Origin of the sequence: Pseudodesulfovibrio nedwellii, from assembly GCF_027923765.1 — a bacterium.
Taxonomy (GTDB): domain Bacteria; phylum Desulfobacterota; class Desulfovibrionia; order Desulfovibrionales; family Desulfovibrionaceae; genus Pseudodesulfovibrio; species Pseudodesulfovibrio nedwellii.
Genome location: NZ_AP026709.1, coordinates 2,566,818 through 2,586,013 on the forward strand (window position 1 = coordinate 2,566,818; position 19,196 = coordinate 2,586,013).

The 19,196-nt window shown below is 51.0% G+C and carries 16 protein-coding genes; 4 read left to right on the plus strand and 12 right to left on the minus strand.

Features of this window, described 5'->3' with window-relative positions; genetic code table 11:
- Positions 1–74: 74 nt before the first annotated feature.
- Positions 75–2,093 (minus strand): methyl-accepting chemotaxis protein, encoded by a 2,019-nt coding sequence (locus SYK_RS12060; protein ID WP_281760519.1) that lies wholly within the window; start codon positions 2,091–2,093, stop codon positions 75–77.
- A gap of 322 nt (positions 2,094–2,415) precedes the next feature.
- On the opposite strand from SYK_RS12060, the gene SYK_RS12065 reads away from it, so the two are divergent.
- Both SYK_RS12065 and SYK_RS12070 read left to right on the plus strand, forming a co-directional pair.
- The gene (locus SYK_RS12065) at positions 2,416–3,759 is read left to right on the plus strand and encodes a glutamine synthetase family protein (RefSeq protein WP_281760520.1); all 1,344 of its coding nucleotides are present in this window, start codon (positions 2,416–2,418) and stop codon (positions 3,757–3,759) included.
- Between the two features lie 408 nt (positions 3,760–4,167).
- Positions 4,168–5,280, plus strand: coding sequence for a DUF362 domain-containing protein (locus SYK_RS12070; RefSeq protein ID WP_281760521.1), 1,113 nt, complete (start codon positions 4,168–4,170; stop codon positions 5,278–5,280).
- A 63-nt stretch (positions 5,281–5,343) separates the two neighbouring features.
- Here SYK_RS12070 and SYK_RS12075 read toward each other — a convergent pair whose 3' ends face one another.
- From SYK_RS12075 to zupT, 5 genes are all read right to left on the minus strand, one after another.
- A complete protein-coding gene (locus SYK_RS12075; protein WP_281760522.1) occupies positions 5,344–7,362 on the minus strand; it encodes a methyl-accepting chemotaxis protein in 2,019 nt (672 codons plus the stop codon).
- Positions 7,363–7,526: 164 nt separating this feature from the next.
- Entirely contained in the window at positions 7,527–8,195 is a 669-nt protein-coding gene (locus SYK_RS12080) for an HAD family hydrolase (RefSeq protein ID WP_281760523.1), read from the minus strand.
- Between the two features lie 9 nt (positions 8,196–8,204).
- A complete protein-coding gene (locus SYK_RS12085; RefSeq protein WP_281760524.1) occupies positions 8,205–9,056 on the minus strand; it encodes a deoxyribonuclease IV in 852 nt (283 codons plus the stop codon).
- 5 nt (positions 9,057–9,061) lie between these two features.
- On the minus strand, positions 9,062–9,343 hold the full coding sequence (locus tag SYK_RS12090; RefSeq protein ID WP_163811000.1) for a hypothetical protein: 282 nt from the start codon (positions 9,341–9,343) through the stop codon (positions 9,062–9,064).
- 277 nt (positions 9,344–9,620) lie between these two features.
- Positions 9,621–10,451: a zinc transporter ZupT gene (gene zupT, locus SYK_RS12095; protein WP_281760525.1), complete on the minus strand. Its 831-nt coding sequence runs from the start codon at positions 10,449–10,451 to the stop codon at positions 9,621–9,623.
- A gap of 115 nt (positions 10,452–10,566) precedes the next feature.
- On the opposite strand from zupT, the gene SYK_RS12100 reads away from it, so the two are divergent.
- On the plus strand, positions 10,567–11,679 hold the full coding sequence (locus SYK_RS12100; protein ID WP_281760526.1) for an ABC transporter substrate-binding protein: 1,113 nt from the start codon (positions 10,567–10,569) through the stop codon (positions 11,677–11,679).
- The gene (locus tag SYK_RS12105; protein ID WP_281760527.1) at positions 11,676–12,560 is read left to right on the plus strand and encodes a metal ABC transporter solute-binding protein, Zn/Mn family; all 885 of its coding nucleotides are present in this window, start codon (positions 11,676–11,678) and stop codon (positions 12,558–12,560) included. The genes SYK_RS12100 and SYK_RS12105 overlap by 4 nt, the downstream gene beginning before the upstream one ends.
- 22 nt (positions 12,561–12,582) lie before the next feature.
- On the opposite strand, the gene rlmN is transcribed toward SYK_RS12105, so the two are convergent.
- The 6 genes from rlmN to SYK_RS12135 all read right to left on the minus strand — a co-directional run bounded on the left by rlmN (position 12,583) and on the right by SYK_RS12135 (position 18,863).
- The gene (gene rlmN / locus SYK_RS12110; RefSeq protein ID WP_281760528.1) at positions 12,583–13,614 is read right to left on the minus strand and encodes a dual-specificity RNA methyltransferase RlmN; all 1,032 of its coding nucleotides are present in this window, start codon (positions 13,612–13,614) and stop codon (positions 12,583–12,585) included.
- A 228-nt stretch (positions 13,615–13,842) separates the two neighbouring features.
- Positions 13,843–14,679 (minus strand): hypothetical protein, encoded by an 837-nt coding sequence (locus SYK_RS12115; protein ID WP_281760529.1) that lies wholly within the window; start codon positions 14,677–14,679, stop codon positions 13,843–13,845.
- Positions 14,676–14,906, minus strand: a complete 231-nt coding sequence (locus tag SYK_RS12120) for a Bbp19 family protein (RefSeq protein ID WP_281760530.1) — start codon at positions 14,904–14,906, stop codon at positions 14,676–14,678. The genes SYK_RS12115 and SYK_RS12120 overlap by 4 nt, the downstream gene beginning before the upstream one ends.
- Positions 14,899–16,677 carry a portal protein gene (locus SYK_RS12125; RefSeq protein ID WP_281760531.1) on the minus strand — a complete coding sequence of 593 codons (1,779 nt, stop codon included), beginning with the start codon at positions 16,675–16,677 and terminating at the stop codon, positions 14,899–14,901. Before SYK_RS12125 ends, SYK_RS12120 begins: the two co-directional genes overlap by 8 nt.
- 1 nt (position 16,678) lies before the next feature.
- Positions 16,679–16,963, minus strand: a complete 285-nt coding sequence (locus SYK_RS12130) for a hypothetical protein (RefSeq protein ID WP_281760532.1) — start codon at positions 16,961–16,963, stop codon at positions 16,679–16,681.
- A gap of 769 nt (positions 16,964–17,732) precedes the next feature.
- The gene (locus tag SYK_RS12135; protein WP_281760533.1) at positions 17,733–18,863 is read right to left on the minus strand and encodes an RHS repeat domain-containing protein; all 1,131 of its coding nucleotides are present in this window, start codon (positions 18,861–18,863) and stop codon (positions 17,733–17,735) included.
- Positions 18,864–19,196: the final 333 nt, after the last annotated feature.

The window sequence follows — 19,196 nt, forward strand, 5'->3', positions numbered from 1 at the left end:
GGATTTTGGTACATTGAATAAACGACAGGGGCATCCGACTTTCGGATGCCCCTGTGCTATTGGGGGAAGGGAAGCTAGAATTTTTCGTAATCCTGATCATCCATATTCATGGAGAAGCCTTTGTCCTGATTTGTTGTCTGAGGCTGTGCGGAGGGAAGGGCTTGGTGCGAGGTGGTGACCACCACTTTGGCGTTGCTCATGCCGCCGTTGCCGTTTTGGACCTTGAAGAAGGTCATTGCCTGAGCAAGATTTTCTGCCTGCGCGGCCAGTTCTTCGGATGTAGAAGCCATTTCTTCCGATGCAGAAGCATTTCCTTGAACGACCTGATCGAGTTGTCCCACTGAAGAACTAATTTCAGTGATACCTTTGTCCTGTTCAATACAGCTTGAAGCTATCTCCTGCACCAATTCCGCTGTTCTGCCAATTTCAGGGACCAGTTCTTCCAGCATTTGGCTTGCCCGGTCGGCAACGCCCATGGATGATTCGGAAAGACCGCTGATTTCTTCTGCGGCCTGCCCACTGCGTTCGGCCAGCTTACGGACTTCTGCTGCGACCACGGCAAAGCCTTTGCCATGTTCACCGGCGCGTGCCGCTTCAATAGCCGCGTTCAATGCCAGCAGATTGGTTTGGCGGGCTATTTCTTGAATGATGGTGATGCGTTCGGCAATGGATTTGAAAGCATCCAAGGCTTCTCCAACGGCTTCGCCACTTTCTTTGGCCCTTTCGGATGCTTTGACTGCGATACCTTCGGTCTGTTGTGCACTTTCCGTATTGGAGCGGATGCCGGAACTCATTTCTTCTATGGAGGCTGAAATGGATTCAATGGAGGCTGCCTGCTCAACCACAGACTGCGAGAGTGATTGTGCCGATGCCGACAGTTGTTCACTTCCAGCAGAGACACTTTCAGTGGACTGGTTGACCTCGCCCACAACCCCATTAAGTTTGTCAGCCATTTTTGACAGCGAGTTGGCCAATTGTCCTACTTCATCTTTTTGGTTCAGATCCACAGAGGCAGTTAGATCGCCAGTGGAAACCGTGGAGGCGAAATCCATGCCTTTTTGGAGTGGGAGAATGATGCCTCTGGCAATAATCCACGCAAGCAATATACCAATTAGTATAGAAATCGTACTGAAGATTATTACCCCGATTTTTGTGTCATTTGCGGCTTTGAGCATTTCGCTATCAGTCATGATATTTTCGGCGATAATTTCAGTGCTTTGAGTGAGAATATTTTGCACGGCATTGAGGGCTGGCAAAGTCTTATTCGTATAAACGGCTTTTGCCTCTTCATACCCCTTTATACGATTATCGTTAAGAGTGAGAACCGAGTCGATGGCTATCAACGTTTCGTCGGCAAGTCCGGCTGTGATTTGGCGGAACCATGACTGGGCTTCACCGCGTTCACCGGATGCCAAAAATTTGTTGATGTCGTTGGCGGAGTCATGCAGAGCTGCATGTGGTTCATATATGCCTTTGATTGCAGCCGCGAACTCAGGGTCTGCTTGCATCTTTTTTTGTGTTTCAGCCGAATAGAGCCATATACCGAGCTTGCATTTGTGAGGGTCGGTTTGAACTCCTGTTGTGGTCGCTTGAGGGTCAAGGAGTGTATTCTTTATTTGTCCAAGCCAAACAAGATGATCAAGTTTCTTGTCACGCAGGAAGGCTCCGAGTTCAATGTCCGCCGGTGCATATTTGTTACTGATTTCAATGGCGGAGGTGTGCAGCTCATTATGGTGTTTTTCAATCTTGGCCAACAGTGGCTTGATGCTTGGGACCAATTTCTCAGCCGCGATACGAGCATCACTGTAGTACCATTTACCGAAAGCGCATTGTTTGGGGTTCGTTTGTACGTTCAAGGTGTGGATGTGCGAGTCGGTTAATAGTTCGTTAACCTTTTCAGCCCATTTGAGGTGGTCGACGACTTTTTGTGTGAAGTTGCCACGCAATTGGTTGCCGGAAATGACTTCTTTCGCATTGCCGACGATTCCTTCGATTCCAAACGTTGACCAAAACCCAAGACCAATGAGCAATAGTAGTACGGCACCAAAGCCGATTCCAAACTTGATGCAGAGTTTGCAGTCTTTCCAACCCATTTTATCCTCCAGAAAGGCTAAGTTTCACACCAAAAAAGTATGAATAGTTTAAGAGGGATATCGACTATTAGGCTGTTAAGAGCATAGTAGTTGTCCTTCAATTATAATTTTTAAATAATAATTATTTTTATTGATAATAATTAAATAGGTATATGCTTTGCCGCATGAGTGGACATATTTCTATTGTCTCTGATGGTGGGCTACTGATAAGGTGCGAGCCTTGAAGAGTCGGATCATGTGCCTGAAGGTGACATTATCCATATCCATAAGAAGACGACGTATGTTTTTATAAAGGCGTTCAACCCAAAGACTGGAGGGAAATATGAATATCCCGGTTTTCAATTGTAAAAATGCAGATGACGTGATGAAGGCGGTCAAGGATTATGACGTCAGCTTCATTCAGTACTGGTTCTTGGACATCCTCGGTACGTTGAAGAGTTTTCAGGTTACACCCAATGAGCTTGAGGCTTCCTTTGAGGAAGGCATGGGGTTTGACGGGTCTTCTATTCTCGGTTTTTGCCGTATCGATGAGTCGGATATGGTGGCCATGCCAGACCCGACCACTTTTCAAATCTGTTCATGGCGTCCTTCCGACAGACCTGTTGCCCGCATGTTCTGTGATGTCGTCAGCCCTGATGGTGCGCCGTTCGAAGCTGATTCTCGGTACGTTCTCAAGAAGGTCATGGGGCAGGCTGCCGAAAAAGGGTACACCTTCTACGTTGGACCCGAACTTGAATTTTTTCTTTTTGCTGACGATCAGGACACAGAAGTTCTGGATGCTGGTGGATATTTTGATGCTCCACCGCTTGATCTCGGTAATAACATTCGTCGTGATATTATTTTTGCGCTTGATGCCATGGGTATTCAGGTTGAGTACTCTCACCACGAGGTAGCGCCATCTCAGCACGAGATTGACTTGCGGTATGCAGAAGGCATGAGGATGGCCGACACAGCCATGACATATCGTGTTGTGGTTAAGGAAACCGCGCGTAAGCACGGATGCTATGCGACCTTCATGCCCAAGCCGATTTTTGGTGAAAACGGCTCCGGTATGCATGTTCATCAGTCGTTGTTTAAGAATGGCCGTAATGTATTTTATGATGCCAACGATGAGTATCATCTGTCGTCTGAAGGCAAGTCCTATATCGCAGGTATTCTCAAGCATTCCCCGGAATTCGTGGCTGTCACCAACCAGTGGGTCAATTCTTACAAGCGTTTGGTTCCTGGGTACGAAGCACCGGTTTATATAGCCTGGGCGCGTCGTAATCGTTCGGCTCTCGTTCGTGTGCCTATGTACAAACCCGGTAAAGAGAACGCCACCCGCATGGAATTGCGTTGTCCGGACCCGGCTGCCAATCCGTATCTCTGCTTTGCCGTCCAGCTTGCCGCCGGACTCAAGGGCATGGAAGAGGGCTATGAACTGGCCGCACCGGTGGAAGAAGATATCTTCTCCATGGATGCCCGTCAGCTCAAGAAGAACAAGATCAAGTCCTTGCCCGGCTCTTTGTATGAAGCCGCCATCAACTTGCAGAAGTCCAGCTTCATGAAAGAAGTCCTCGGTGAACATCTGCACACAGCCTTGGTCGAAAACAAACTTGCAGAATGGGACGAATACAGCACACAAGTCACCGAATACGAGCTTGATAAGTATTTGCCTGTATTGTAGGCGGCTTGCGATAGCGGCGCATCTGCGTCGTTGAAAGGCTTGAGTCTGTCCTCGCCGTACGGAGGTACGGCTGTGGGAAACTTAAAGCCTTTCGTCTAGAGTTCCACTACTCTCCCAAGTTTAATCAGGGAGGTGGGCCTTTGAGAGAAAGTTGCATTTTGAAAGATTTATTAAACAGGCGCATCATGTTTGAACATGGTGCGCCTGTTTTTTGTGGTGCGAGATTAAAGGGTCCTCGCCAAAGGCGCGATAAAAAGTTTTGGAGAGTCCAGAGAGTTTTTTTCAAAAGGTTCTCTGGCAGGCCCAGAACAGCGTCCCGGTCACGCTGAAGGCGACCGCCGGTAGACTTTCATCTCGTGTGCCTTGGTGGTATATAATGGGATCGAACCTGAACAGAGGGATAGACGTATGGCATCGAAAGTATTTTTCTGGAATTTACGGGCAACGGTCAAAGCTCCTTTTGGCAAGCGTATGCGCAGCCTGCTCAAGGCGGCCAAGGGAAGCCAGTATATTAATGAAGGCGACCTGACGGCGATCAAGCTGCACTTTGGTGAACAGGGCACGACGGGTTTTTTGCGCCCGTTGTGGATCAAGCCTATTCTGGATTTTGTCCGTGAAGCTGGCGGCAAACCCTTCCTGACTGATGCCTCCACGTTATATGTGGGCCAGCGCGGCGAGGCCGTTTCTCATGCCATGTGCGCAGCGCATCATGGGTGGGATCCGCTTATGCTGGATGCGCCAGTGATTATTGCAGACGGCCTTCGGGGTGAATATGAGGTGCCTGTACCGGTAGGTGGCAAACATATTGAAGACGCGTATATCGCAGGTGGCATTGCCGAAGCGGATTTCTTCATTTCGCTCAACCATTTCAAGGGTCATGAGATGGCTGGATACGGCGGTGCCCTCAAGAATATAGGCATGGGGTCGGCCAGTAAGATGGGCAAGATGCAACAACACTTTTCCACTGGGCCGATTATTGATCAAGAAGCATGCACTGCGTGTGAAGCCTGCATTAAAGCCTGCAAGCCGGGAGCTTTGTATATTGACGAGGAAACGGGCAAGATCGCACTCGACGCGGAAAAATGTGTGGGGTGTGGTGGATGCTTTGTTGCCTGTCGTCATGACGGTCTCAAGGTGGACTGGAAGACAGGTGTGCAGGAATTTTTGGAACGGATGATGGAATATTCCAAGGGTGTGTTGGCGACCAAGGAAAGTCCGTGCTTGCATGTGAATTTCGTTATGGACGTAGTGCCCGACTGTGATTGTGTGGGCTTTACCGATGCCCCCATTTGCCCGGATATTGGCGTGTTGGTGAGCTTTGATCCCGTGGCTGTCGATCAGGCATCCATGGATTTGGTGAATGAAGCCCAGCCGCTCTATCCCAGCCAGCTGCCTTTTGGAGTCACACCGGGACAGAACAAGTTTTTGGCCATTCATCAGCATGTCCCGGAAGCATTTGGGCTGGACTATGCGGAAGAGATTGGCCTTGGTTCACGGGAATATGAGCTGATTAATCTTTAGAGAGTACAGTGTAAGAAAAGGGGCGGGAGCTTGATATAAGCTCCCGCCCCTTGCTGTTTGGAGTTAGAAGCGTTCGAATTCTTCACTGTCGTCCATCTTGAGATCCATGCCACTGGACGCCGATTTGGTTGGTGCGGCCGCGAGTTGTTGCTGCGGTTGCCGTTTTACAACGGTACGTTGCTGTGCCTGCCGCGATGACGTCCCAAGCCTGAAGAAGCTGATGGCTTGTTGCAGGTGTGCACTTTCGCTGGCCAGACTTTCAGAAGTGGATGCGATTTCCTCGGAAGAGGACGCGTTCTGCTGAATGATGTGGTCAAGCTGTTGGATGGCGGCGTTGATTTGTTCGACGCCGGCACTTTGTTCGTTGGAAGCCGCGGTGATTTCCTGAATGAGCTGAGCCGTTTCCTGAATGTCCGGCACTAACTGGTCGAGCTTTCCACCCGCTTCTTCGGCCACTCGGACCGTGGAGGAGGAGAGTTCGCTGATTTCGGAGGCGGCCAGACCGCTGCGTTCCGCAAGCTTGCGTACTTCTGCGGCGACAACGGCAAACCCTTTGCCGTGTTCACCGGCACGGGCCGCTTCAATGGCCGCGTTCAGTGCCAGCAGGTTGGTTTGACGAGCGATGTCTTCGATAACCGAGATTTTTTCAGCGATATCGGTCATGGCGTGCATGGCTTGAGATACGGCTTTGCCGCTTTCTTCGGCATTCCGTGCGGCCTTTGAGGCAATTTTTTCGGTTTTGCTGGCGTTTTCTGCGTTGCCCTGAATATTGGAGGCCATTTCTTCCATGGACGAAGAAACTTCTTCCACGCTGGCTGCCTGTTCAGATGCGCCTTCTGCCATGCTCTGCGAGGAAGCTGCCAGTTCTTCGCTGCCGGACGCTACGTTTTCCGTTGCGGAACTGACATTGCCGATGACGTTTCTGAGTTGGTTTGTCATGGCCCGCAGGGCATTTGCCAATGTGCCGATTTCATCTTTTTGATCAACATCAATATCTTTGGTCAGATCGCCTTCAGACAGGCTCTTGGCCAGTGAGATTCCTTTGAGAACCGGCTTGGTGATGACGTTGGCGATAACCAGAAGCACCACGAAGAGGATAACCACGGCAATGACGGCCATGATGATGGATGTGTAGGCAAAGGAGTCTGCCTGTTCACGGACTTTGTCCATGGGAATGACAACTGCCAAACTCCAAGGCTCACCGGTGCGTCCTATGGAGATGGGGGCGAGAGTAACGTACCAATCACCTTCGGCGTTCACGGTTTCATATGAAAAGTCTTTGCCCATTTTAGCAGCATTGGCCACGCTGTTTGCGTGTTTTGCATCCATAAAGTCACTGACATTCTTGCCCATCTTGTCGGTATCCGGGTGAGCGACGATGGTGCCTTTGTTAGTCATGAGGAAGGCGTAGCCCGTGTCGAATGGTTTAATTTCATTAACGACTTTTTGTAAGTCGTTAAGGTAGAAATCAACGCCGACAATGCCGATGTTCTTACCGTTCTTTTTGATAGGATGCCCTGTGGAGGCAAGCCAGAATTTTTTGCCATCCACTTCCCACGGGTACGGCTCGGTAATGGTTTCAATGGACCCGGACATGGGTTTGGCAAACCACTCTTCGTTTTCAAAGTCACCGGCACCGGCAAAGCTGGGAACAATGGCTCCACCATCGCGGTGGAACCATGTGCGGTATGCGCCGTTGTATGTGCCCCTGTATTCTTCTTCACGGTCATCGAAATTATCGGGGGGGAAGGTACACCATGCACCAGCAAGTTCATCGTGTCGGTCAAGAACATCAATGACAAAGGCATCAAGGTATTCGCGATCAGGAATGGTAGAATAATTGACCCCTTGTTCATAAGCCGCAGCCATGGTTCGGGTGGCTGTCATTGCCAGATCCATGGTTTCACCCACTTCAAGGCTGTGGCCATATGCTAACCTGTGCGCGTTTTCAGAGGCTTGTTCAACGGCCATATCCTGCGCTTTGAAGGTCAGAATGACGGTGCTGGCAGTCATCACTATAAGGACGACAATGAATGTGGGCAGCAAAATTTTGAGCTTGAGGCTCCAGTCCTTGAAACGCATCACTTCTCCTTGGATTACGTGAAGGGGTTGGTCTTTCGTAATATATCGGCAGCTATCTAATAGTACTTTATGTGAAAAGATACTGTGACAACATTATATTTTGCCCCATGGTGGAGAAGAAGGGCAGGAGTCGATTTTGGCTGGGAGTAGAATGGAAAGAGGAATTAAATCAGGCCGGCTGACGCCAATTCGTCCATGAGTTGTGCGACATTGGAACAGATGAAGTTCGGGGGGGAGTCGGTGAAGGCGTCGGCGTTGGCGTTTCCACTGGTCACGGCGGCAGAAAGGGTACCTGCTCGATGGCCTGTTTCAACATCCATTGGATGATCTCCGACCATGAGAGATTTGGTCGGGTCGGCGCCGATGACTGTGAGTGCTTGGTACAGGTGGGCGGGGTCAGGTTTGAGCTTGGATGCCACCTCACGGGGAATGAAGACACGTGTGTATTGTTCGATGTCAGGGAATACCGTTTTGACTGCCGGAGAAATATTACGGGTGATCACCCCCGCGGCAACGCGTCGTTTTGCTAGGTCGGCAAGAACCGGTCTGGTAAATTCGAACAATGTACCATCTCTGGCTGCATCCAGTTCCATGGCCGTAATGACCAATCGTCCGCGTGACAAAAATTCCATACCTTCAGCCCGGTCACGCTTCATGACCTGACTGGAGAGGTCTTCCAACCACTCGAGTGCGGGTCTGGAGTTTGGTACAGGGCGTTCGTCCATGAAGACTTCGCCAAGTGCGGCGATTTTGGTCTTCATCCAGTCAAAGTCCAGAGGGACATCGGCTAGAGTGCCGTCAAAATCAAAAATTATGGCGTCGAGTTTGCCCATGCGTGAGACCTATATCTTTTGCGCGAGTTCTCGCAAGGTCTGTAGATTGCGGATATCATCCTGCAAGTTTTTGTCTTTGGGGGTCTCAAGTGTCTTGGGGACATCGGTAAAGCGAGCGTCCTGCATGAGGTTGCGGAAGCCATCCAGTCCGATGGTCCCTTTGCCTATGTGCTCGTGTCGATCCTTGTGAGAATTGAATTCGTTCTTGGTATCGTTCATGTGGAAGAATTTGAGTCGGTCCAATCCGATGGTGCGATCAAACGCCGCAAAGGTGGCCGCGTAGACTTCAGGGGTGCGGATGTCGTATCCGGCGGCAAAGGTGTGACATGTGTCGTAACACACGCCGAGTCGTTCGGGATACTTGGATACTTGGATGATGGCGGCCAGTTCTTCAAATGTGGAACCGAGGTTGGTCCCTTGGCCTGCTGTGGTTTCAAGCAGGACCATGGCCGTTTTCGTGCCGGACTGTTCGATTGCGATATCCAGATTGGCCGCATACCGTGCAACTCCAACTTCAACGCCGTCGCCCAGATGCGAACCGGGATGTGTCACCAGCCATGACACGGACAACGCCTCAATACGTCGGAGCTCTTCGGCGAACCCCAGTATGGAGCGGTCGACTTGTTCCGGCTTATTGGACGCGAGATTGATGAGGTATGAGTCATGAGCTGCAATAGGATGGTTCCCCCATTGCTCCCATGCCATGGAAAAAAGCTCAATGTCATACCCGGTCAGCGGCGGAATCTTCCATTGCCGCTGGTTCCGGGTAAATATCTGCAACGCGGTGCCGCCGACCATGCCAATGCGTTCGAAGGCCATGTGCAGGCCTCCGGCAATAGACATATGGGCACCGAGATACATGATCTTTAGGAAATCCAGCCGCTCAGTGCGTCAACGATCTTCTGGGCCTGGGCCTGGCTGGAAATGTTGAATTTGGATTTGGGGCGGTAGGTGCCGTCGACTTTCTGATAGCGACGGATGGTGTATTTTTCCGGGCCGTATTCGCCCTTGGCGCGGTTGAGTTCTTGATATCGGAAGACAATGGTGGTCCATGCGCCCTTGGACAGGATGACCTTGTCCAACTCTTTCACAATGAGTTGGTTGTCCTCAGAATAATTGATGGTAATTTCGTCCACGTTGGATGCCATGATGCACTCCTTAAATATATGTCGTCTACCCGATCCGGGCAGCAGGGGCTTACCCATACATATGTCGATGACAGATGGCAACCCCCGGATTTCAAGGGTTCCCGGCTCTTAAAAGTTTTTTGAGAGGTCTTTCTGGTGTGCTATTGGGCTTGGCGTGCTTTGGAATGGTTAATGATAACTGGTTTTCGTAAGTGAAATTTTGCACATCGGAAATCATGTATGAAAATTTTGTAGGAAGGGTGTTTTTGACATCATAAAGCGTTCGAAAGAGACCTCCCTAGAGAAACATAAGCAACGAAAGGGCCATAACGGCCATTCCTGCGATGAGTCCATAGACAGATAAATGGTGCTCGCCGAATTCTTCGGCAGCAGGGAGGAGTTCATCAAAGGAGATGAACACCATGATTCCGGCTACTCCGGCAAACAGAACACCGAAGAGTGTGGGAGAAAAAAACGGCATCAGGACGAGGTACCCGATGAGGGCTCCAACGGGTTCGGACAGGCCGGACAGGAAAGAGTAGAGGAATGCTTTTTTGCGATCACCAGTTGCGTAATAAAGGGGGATGGACACGGCAATTCCCTCAGGAATGTTGTGTATAGCGATAGCCACGGCAATGGCCATGCCCAGAGCCGGGTCAGTCAGGGCCGCGGTGAAGGTCGCAAGTCCTTCGGGAAAGTTGTGGATGGCAATGGCGATAGCCGCGAACATGCCGGTTCTTCTGAGCTTGTCGAAGTCATGCATTTCGTCTTTGGGCAGATTTTCCTTGCCTTGGTCCATTTCTTCAATGGAGTGCATCTCATGTGGGTTTTCATAGCTGGGCACGAATTTGTCGATGATGGCGATAAAGGCGATGCCCCCGAAAAAAGAGAGTACCGTGACCCAGGACGCAGTGACACCACCGAGTTCGGTCGTAAGTGCGTCTTTTGCTTTGACCAGGATCTCCACGAACGAGACGTAGATCATGACCCCTGCGGAAAATCCGAGTGCAAGAGAAAGGAATTTCGTATTGGTCCGTCGGGCAAAAAAAGCGATGGCGGAGCCGATGCCGGTGGAAAGTCCGGCGAACACTGTCAGGCCGAAGGCGAAGAGTACGGTTTGGGTATCCATCTGGTCTGTATACCCAAAAAAAGGGCACAATGCATCCGGGAAATGAGAGTGGGCCGGTTAGTGGTAGCGGAGACTACGGCTGGTGTGGTAGTTCAAAGCCAGCGGGAGGCTGGATGTGAGGAATTTGATCAGAACAGTATGCGTGTTTATTTTTTTGTTTGGGATGAGTGCGCCGTCCAACGCATCTGATAAAGTCTCAGTCGCTTTTTTGAATCCCGCGGCACAAGGGGATGTTTTTTTTCAGCTTTTGACCGATTTTATGCAGGCTGCTGCAGACGACCTCGGGTTCGATCTGGACGTTTATTACGGTGGTCGAAATCATGTCCTTATAGATGAGAATGTGAAGGCACTTTTTTCTCGTGACACATTGCCTCAGTATATTGTCGGCATGAATGCTCGTGGTGCAGGGGAACTTCTTTTGGCTCAAGCTGAAGCGGCTGGAATTAAGACGGTGTTTATCAATCAGAGTTTTTTGGGTGAAGAACGAAAGAGCGCGGGGAGACCGGGCGAAAAATATACGCATTGGCTTTTTGAATATCTCCCAGATGACACACATGCCGGATATCTTCTGGCAAGAATACTCATAGAAAAGGCTTCGAGGGCCGGATTAGTTGATGCCGATGGTATGATTAATATCATTGCCGTGAGCGGACATGAAACTTCACCGGCATCTCTTCTTCGGGAAGAAGGATTACGAGAAGCGTTGGCAGAATACCCGAATGCCCGATTGCGTCAGATAATTCATGCGGGTTGGAAGCCGGACAGGGCCAAAGAGTTGAGTCAGAGGTTGTTGCGACGATATCCTGATACTTCCGTTGTCTGGGCAGCCAGTGATGCCATGGGGGCTGGCGTTGCCGAAGGCGTTCGTGAATTGGGAAAGCATCCCGGATCGAATATTTTGATTGGTGGCGTGGACTGGACGCGACATGCTCAGGAATTGCTTGGAAAGGGCGATTTTGCCGTTTCCGTTGGAGGGCATTTTATGGACGGCGCGTGGGCGTTGGTCATGATGTATGATGCCATGCACGGTATTGCCGTCTCCCGTGCCAGCCAGTCCCATTTTTCCAGCCTGACTGCGCGTAATATTGTTGAATATAAAAAGCATTTTGGTGTCAGTGACTGGCGAAAAATAGATTTCACCAAATTTTCAAAGTATCTCAATCCAACGCTTAAGTATTATGACTTTGGACTTGAAGCAGTCCTTGATCAAATGGAGACTCTCCAATGAACAGATTGAAATTTTTTGTCCTTTTTGCAGCATTGTTGCTTTATGTAGTCCCTACGCGTGCAGAAGGCATGATAGTCACGGTGTCCATTGCACCTTTAAAGTACTTTGTTGAATCAATCGGCGGAGATCTGGTTGAAGTCGAGGTCATGGTTTCGTCCGGCGCAAGTCCGGCCACCTATGAGCCGAAGCCCCGTCAGATGGTCGCTTTGACCCGGTCGAAACTGTATATCGCGATTGGTGTCCCTTTTGAGAGGGCGTGGTTGCCTCGTATGCATAGTGCGAACCCGGATATGACCGTGGTCAAATCGACATCAGGGATGCATCTGTTACCTATGGCTTCGCATCATCACCATCAGGATGGGAACGAAGTGCTTCAGGTTGAACAGGGCAAACGCATTCTTGATCCACATGTCTGGAATTCTCCGAAAATGGCCCGGGAACTGGCGGCAGTCATCCTTTCTGCCCTTGTTCGGGCCGATGCCGCAGGAAGTCCTGTTTATCGGAAAAATTATGATCAGCTGATGGCGAAAATTAATGAAGTGGACACTGAAATCAAGGGTTTACTGGCAGGCAGCAAGGGAAAACATTTTCTGACATATCACCCGTCATGGGGATATTTTGCCCATGATTATGGCTTGGTGCAGGTGCCTGTGGAGCTGGAAGGCAAACATCCCGGTCCCAGAGAATTGGCCGAGGTTATAGAGTTGGCCAAAGAAGAATCCATCAAGGCCGTTTTTGTTCAGCCGCAATTTTCTACCAAGTCAGCACAGACCATCGCCGATGCCATTGGTGGTACGGTTGTCGTTGCTGATCCCCTTGCGGAAGATTGGGCAGACAATCTGGTCAATATAGCCAGACAATTCAGTATAACTCTTCGTTAATATTAAATCTTATTTGAAAGGGTTACATGTTTTCAGCTTTGAGCTGACCACATGCCGCTTCGATATCCGAGCCCATGGAACGACGGATAAAGGCGGTCAATCCGTGATCCCACAGACGTTTTTCAAAGGCTTCAACCTTGCCTCGATCGGGTGCGTCATAGGGCATACCCTCGGTGGCGTTGTACGCGATGAGGTTGATCTTGCCCTTTCTGCGATCAACGAGACGGGCCAGTTGGTCCGCGTGTTCCATTGAATCGTTCACATCTTTTAAGAGCAGGTACTCAAAGGTGATCCGTTCGCGTTGACGCATGGGATAGGCCCGGAGGCTGTCCATGAGGTCGTTGATATGCACTTTGGCGGCCTTGGGCATGATCTTGGCGCGCAATTCCTGCGTGGGAGCATGTAGGGAAATGGCAGGCAGAGCTATTTCAAGGTCGCCCAAAATTTTAAGTTTGTCGGGGAAGCCGACAGTGGAAACCATGGACCGGCGCCATGACAGAGACAGACCCCGTTCACACGGCAGGTCGGTCAATACCTTGATAAGAGTCTCGAGGTTGAGCAGCGGCTCACCCATGCCCATGAACACGAGGTTCTTGAGCGGGTTCATGCCCTGATCTTCCAGATATTGGCGGCCTACCAGAATCTGTCCCATGATTTCGCCATAGGTCAGGTTGCGTTCAAAACCGAGCTTGCCGGTGTTGCAGAAAGTACACGCCATGGCACAGCCCACCTGAGTGGACAGGCATTGGGAGTAACGGTCATTCATGGGGATGAGCACGGTCTCGATGAGCGCACCGTCACCCATGCGCAACAGCAACTTGATGGTCCCATCCTTGCTCGTGGCGACTTTGGCGATTTCCGGCCAGGCAATGGTTGCCATGGTGGCGACTTTTTCCCGGAGCGGCTTGGACAGGTTGGTCATGGCGTCAATGTTGCGGACGCGCTTCTGCCACAGCCATTGCCAGATCTGTTCGGTGCGGAAACGAGGTTCTTTCAAATCCTCGGCAACGAACGCCTCAAGGTCATTTTTTGTCAATTCAATAAGATTTTGCATGCGCGTCCCTTGTGTACGGCATGACCGGCTGTGTCAAGTCAGGGAGCTTATGGCCTGTGCCTTGGAACAGCGTCTGCGCCGGCATATTCAAGTCATTGTCGGTCCTAGTTGTTGGTGTTTATTTTTTGGTGTGCGTGTGTATGCATCGCTATTCAATATTGATTTCATTATATATTCTCGTGTATGGATGGCCGGGAGCGACATTTCGCCCCCGGCTTGTTTCATGATTTAGAGCCTGCTGCCGGGGACATAGTCGCCGGGGTAGAGCATTTCAAAGCCTTCATTGACCTTTTTGACGAAGGTTGAGTCGCGTTTGGACGGATCACTGAAGCGGGGATCTTTCATCATTTCTCGCAGTCGTTCGATGGATAGGTCTTCGCCCCATCCCTTGGTTGAGCCTCGCAGGCCTCCTTCGAGTACCAACGGTGCGATCTTGGCAAAGGCGTTGATGACGGCGGCGTGGTTGCCCGCATTGGTTTTGTCGAGAGCTGTCAGCAGGTCGTCACCACCAATTGCTTCGGCAGCGCGCATGGCATGGTCGAGAATGGAGGGCGTGTCGCCGCGATGAATGGAACGCAGGGATTCCAGTTCTGTCTCGCGCATGGTCTGCGCCTCATTTTCAATCCCGTGATGGGCGTCCATGACTAGCGGCATGAACCATTCATACAGCCCGGATACCTGTTTCGGGGTCAAGCCCAATTCGTGGGCTTTCTGCCTGAGGCCGTTGGTCAGGTCTTCACGGATTTCAAAGCCGTCAGGCACGTCCATGTTTGGTAATTCGTAGCCGTCCGCAGCTTCGGGACGGCCCAGAGCCCCATAGAAGGCAGCCAATTCTTCAGGGCCATCGTCATCGCCGGGCATCCGCACGTATCCTTCCGGGCTTTTGCCGATCATGCGCTGGGCATGAACCAATGCCTTCACGGCTTCGTCCTTGGTGGTGTATTTGGCGAGAACCGGATGGTCGCGCAGGAGCATTTCCGTTTCCACGCCGTTTTCGTCAGCCTGTTTGACGGTCCAGTCTTCGGGAAGGGTCATCTGCCATTTTTTATTGGTATTGGGTGTCATCGGTTGATTTCCTTATTGATGAAGTTGTTTTCATTGAGCATGTGTTTCATGTGTAGGATCAGTGACCTGCGTCCTTCATTGAACTGTGTGCGCCCTGCATCCGTGGAAAATGTGGAGCGCATGAAGCTTCCGCGTTTTTCCAAATCATCCATGATTGTTGTACCGTCAGCTGATTCAAAGAGCCGTTTATAGGCTCGATGCAGCTCCAGAGGAGAGGTGTCAGGCATGGGACGCCTCCTCGTTTGCTTCCGTTTGTTGCAGGACTATGGCCTCTTCCTGTGTCATATCTTCGGACTGAGCGGGGTCGGGAGCCATGTGTTCTGGCGGTGGTCCGACAATACCGAGCGCTCCGGCGAGCATTCCCCACAGTTCGGTGAGAACATTGGGTCGGTCCGTGTATGCTTCGGACAGGGTTTTGGCGATGGTGGCCATGCTGGCGACCGTGGCTGTGGTCTGTGCGCTTCCGGCAGCCTTGGTTTTGCCTTCGCGGGCGGCGGCTACATCCTGTTCCGGTTTCAGGTAATCGGACGGGGTGTCGAACAGCTCGGCAACGTGTCGAGCCATGCGATCGGTGTCGAAGTTGTCCATAATTCCGAAGGCGTCTGCGCCTCCCACCAACGGGCCGAGGTATTCCATGGTTTGGGATAACCCCTGTGCCTCGTATTGCTTTTGAGCGCGGGCAACAGGCGAGGTGTAGCGAACGTCCAGATCGTCGGGCGTCAGTCCTTGCGGGAAGGAAGGCAGCCCTCCACTGCGGAGCATGATGCGGAACACGCGCTTGATGAGCGGGCTGAGGAATTCAGTTTGCAATCTGCCAAGGACAGGGCCGAGGACGCGCATTTTTTCGGATTGGCGGATAACCGCTTCGGTGGCGGTGACAGCCGGGCCTTCCGGGGCGATCTGGTCGCCAAGGAAGATACGCCGGATGGACTCGCGTCGTTGGTTCATCATCTCTTCGGTGGCACCGAGATCCACATGTACCGGCAGTGCTTCGATGCGGTCTGATGATCCTGCCCGATAATAGGACAACCCACCCGGACCGGAGCGAACCGGACCGAGGAAACCGTCGTCTGGCACCATGAGCGGCGGGTCTGACATCTTTTCGGCGGCCATGAGCGCAGTGCGGGCCATGGCGTTGAGCACACGGGTGTCGGAAAGGGCGGTCTGGCCTGGTCCACGACCATAGGTCTCGCCTGCGGCCTTGGCCCAGCGTGGAACCATGTACGGCATTTCCAAATAGCCGGTTTCTTCCACAATGTGATTGTTCTTGGTTTCCATGTACACGCTGGCATAAGGGAAGTTCATTACCCCGAGACCTCGCGGGTCGCGGTCAGATCGAGGATAGACCGCGTGCAGTATTTCCACTTTCTCGTCGGGTTTGTCCTCGGCCTTGCGTTTGGTTTCATCCGAGCAGTTCACGCCCCATTCCTGAATGGCCTGACGGGCGGATATTTCGTATTTGCGGTATACGGTGTCCACCTGACCCCGAACAGATTCGGCCACATAGACTTCGCCAAGCGGTCTGGTGGAAAATCGGACAATCATTTCATTGTCGGCTTCCACATACATCACCGCAGTACCAAGCAGGGCCACATCCAGATAAAGTTCATGGACATGAGTCTGGAACCCTGAATCTTCGGCGTTGAATACGGCAACCATTCGTCCGCGGGCTTCCTGAAGGAAGGTACGTACGTCTGCATTGTCACCAAGTTGACGGTCTTTAACCGAGATATCGAACCACGGCAGGGAAGGGTTGGTAAGCAAGCCCCCCAAGGATGAAGCCAGCAGCTCCAGCGCGTGCATGGGCGTGGAGTCGAAGATGCGTTCATCACCGGTCTGACCGCGAAACGAGTTGGAGCCGCCAATGGAGGTGAAACTGTTCTTGCGGGGCAACATGTATTCGGTCAATTCCTGCCAGGAACTCACCCATGGTTGCCGTGCTTCTTCCAGTCCGCTGAACCGGGTGAGCAGTGAGCGCGCACGTTCTGTTGCGTCCATGCTACTCTCCCAACTTGTTCTTGAGGCCCGTGGGATTGTTTTCTTCTTCCTCAACCAGAGATGCCGCTCCATTGGAGAGTGTACTGGCGTTGCGTTTTTTTTCCAGATTTCGGGCTTCATTTATCTTTTCCCTGTCCCTTCGACGGGCGTCCGCCTCCTTTTTGCGCTGTTGCTCTTCACGAGCTTTGCGTTCTTTTTCCATGTCGCCGGATGAATCCGGTTTGTGTTGGATCAACCCTCCGACTGTGCCAAGCACTGTTGAGATTATTGATGCAGATCCTCCCATAATAAAATCCTCCTGTAAGATGTTTCACAGGAGGCTAACCCCGGTTTTTCGCAAAACCGGGAAATGTGAATGAATGTATATTCAAATCATTCAATAGGTATAAAAAAACACCTTGACAGGGGTGGGGAATAGGACGGTTTGTTTGCCGAAAAAAAGGACAAGGCCTGCCGAGATTCGATCGGCAGGCCTTGTCCTGAAAAGTGAACGGATGGAGCTGAAAAGGGGCGTCGGGAAAGTGCCCGTATCAGTCGGAGGATATGGAGCGGTGTTTACATCGTAGTCGCGCCAGCCGAAACGGACGAAGCCGAGATCTCGGTTGTGCAGATCAAAATTTGTGGCTTTGAGGAATACATATTCTTTGCACCGTCATATAGATAATATGGCAAGAATAAGCAGTATGCTAATTGCTTCGTTCAGAGTCAGTGCTCTAATTTGAAAGAGCGGTGATATAAATCTTTCCCAAAAAGATTGAATAATCCATACAGACACTGCAGAAGAAAAAAGAAATAAAAGAATTAGTGTTGCTGACCCCATTAAAGCATCGTGATTAAAGATTGCGTCAAGAAGCGTTGCAGGCTCTTCTTTATATTCTAGTATTGACTTAATTGATTGAAATATGACCAATGCACAAAAGAGAATAGCATTGTATTTTGTCGTTATTTTTTTCATTATATCTTAAGTTCTTAAAGTTATGTAGATGGTACCTGCTTTGGCAATGTTTGTTACCAAAGCAGGCAATGAGGCTCGTAGCGAGGATCAATCTCTTTTATTATTTCTTGTTTTTGTTCCAATCAGAATCGGGATCACAATAGTCCCGGACTCCATCACTGTCGGTGTCCATGGACATCGGGTCTTCATCCAGCCCTTTTCCATTCAAAAATCTGTCTAAACCTTGAAGAAACTGATTTTTTGGATTTTTATCAGCAGCTTCCTTGCCTGTTTTTTTTATTCCGGCTTTGGTTCCTTGTCTAACCCCTTGCTTGATAATCCAATTCAAGAATAATCCATTGGAATCATTTGCATTCACCGGATCATCCAGACAATACCCATACCAATCTGAATCGCCACCCTTGTCGCCGATGGGGTCCGGGGCGGTCCATCTGCTGGTGTTTGCATCGTAGTCGCGCCAGCCGAAGCGGACGAAGCCGAGATCGCGGTCATGCAGGCCTCCGGCATAGCCGATAGGGATGCGTAGGCTTGGATTGGTGTCTTCAATGATGCCGCCAAATGGATCGTACAGAATTTCCTGTATCACATTGCCTTCCGGGTCGGCAACGACTCGAAGACTTCCGACTTGGTCATAGAAGAGGTAGGCGATTGTGCCATCATCCCGGCGCATTGCGTATGGGGTGCGGGTTTCGTCCTGATAGGCGAATTCGTACCCGTGTTGTCCGTCATGAAAGCCGGCAAGGCGGACGAAATCGAGCCATGCGTATGCCTCGACCAACTGGCCGTTGCAATACTTGGCAATGCGTTGGCCGTTGTCGTCATGACGGTAGGTGAAGACCCGATTCTGATCTTCCACCTCCATCCTGAGCAGACGATAGTCGGGCGAATATTTGTATAGATAATACGTGCCGCCATGTGACCAGATGGACCGGAAGCCTTTTTCATCATGTGTGTACGAATCTTTTCCAGCCCGAAGCAGCCGGTTCTCCATCGTGTAGGTGTAATCTCGATAGTTAGAGCCAGCCGTGGCCGGAAGATAGTCACGCATGCGGCGACCTTCCTTGTCATAGTGGCACTGACAGATCAGCCGTCCGTCAAGATGCGCCTCTTGCAACCGCCCGTCTTTGTCATATGAATATTTCCAGACAACAGCCTTGCCGTTGACGGTTTCGGTTTTTTCCACAATGCGACCATTCTGGTCGTGCCTGAGTGTATAAGAATAGGGGATCATTTCATCCTCCACGGTTTCGTCCTCAAGGATTATTCCCGAGAATCCAGACAACCATACCCTTGGTTTTTCCCAACACCCCGAAATGTGAATGAATGTATACTCAAATCACTCAATAGGTATAAAAAACCATCTTGACAGGGGTGGTGAATAGGCCTGCCGGGACTTGACCGGCAGGCCTTCCCTTGAAAATCGAAACCTTCCGGGTCGGCGATTTCTCGCCCCCCCCCTCGCAAAGCGACCCAAAAAGTTTAGGAAAAGGAGAGGATGGGGGTCTGGGGGAAGGGGAGGAAAGAACCCTTTCCAAAGGGTTTTTCCTCCCCTTCCCCCAGCCGT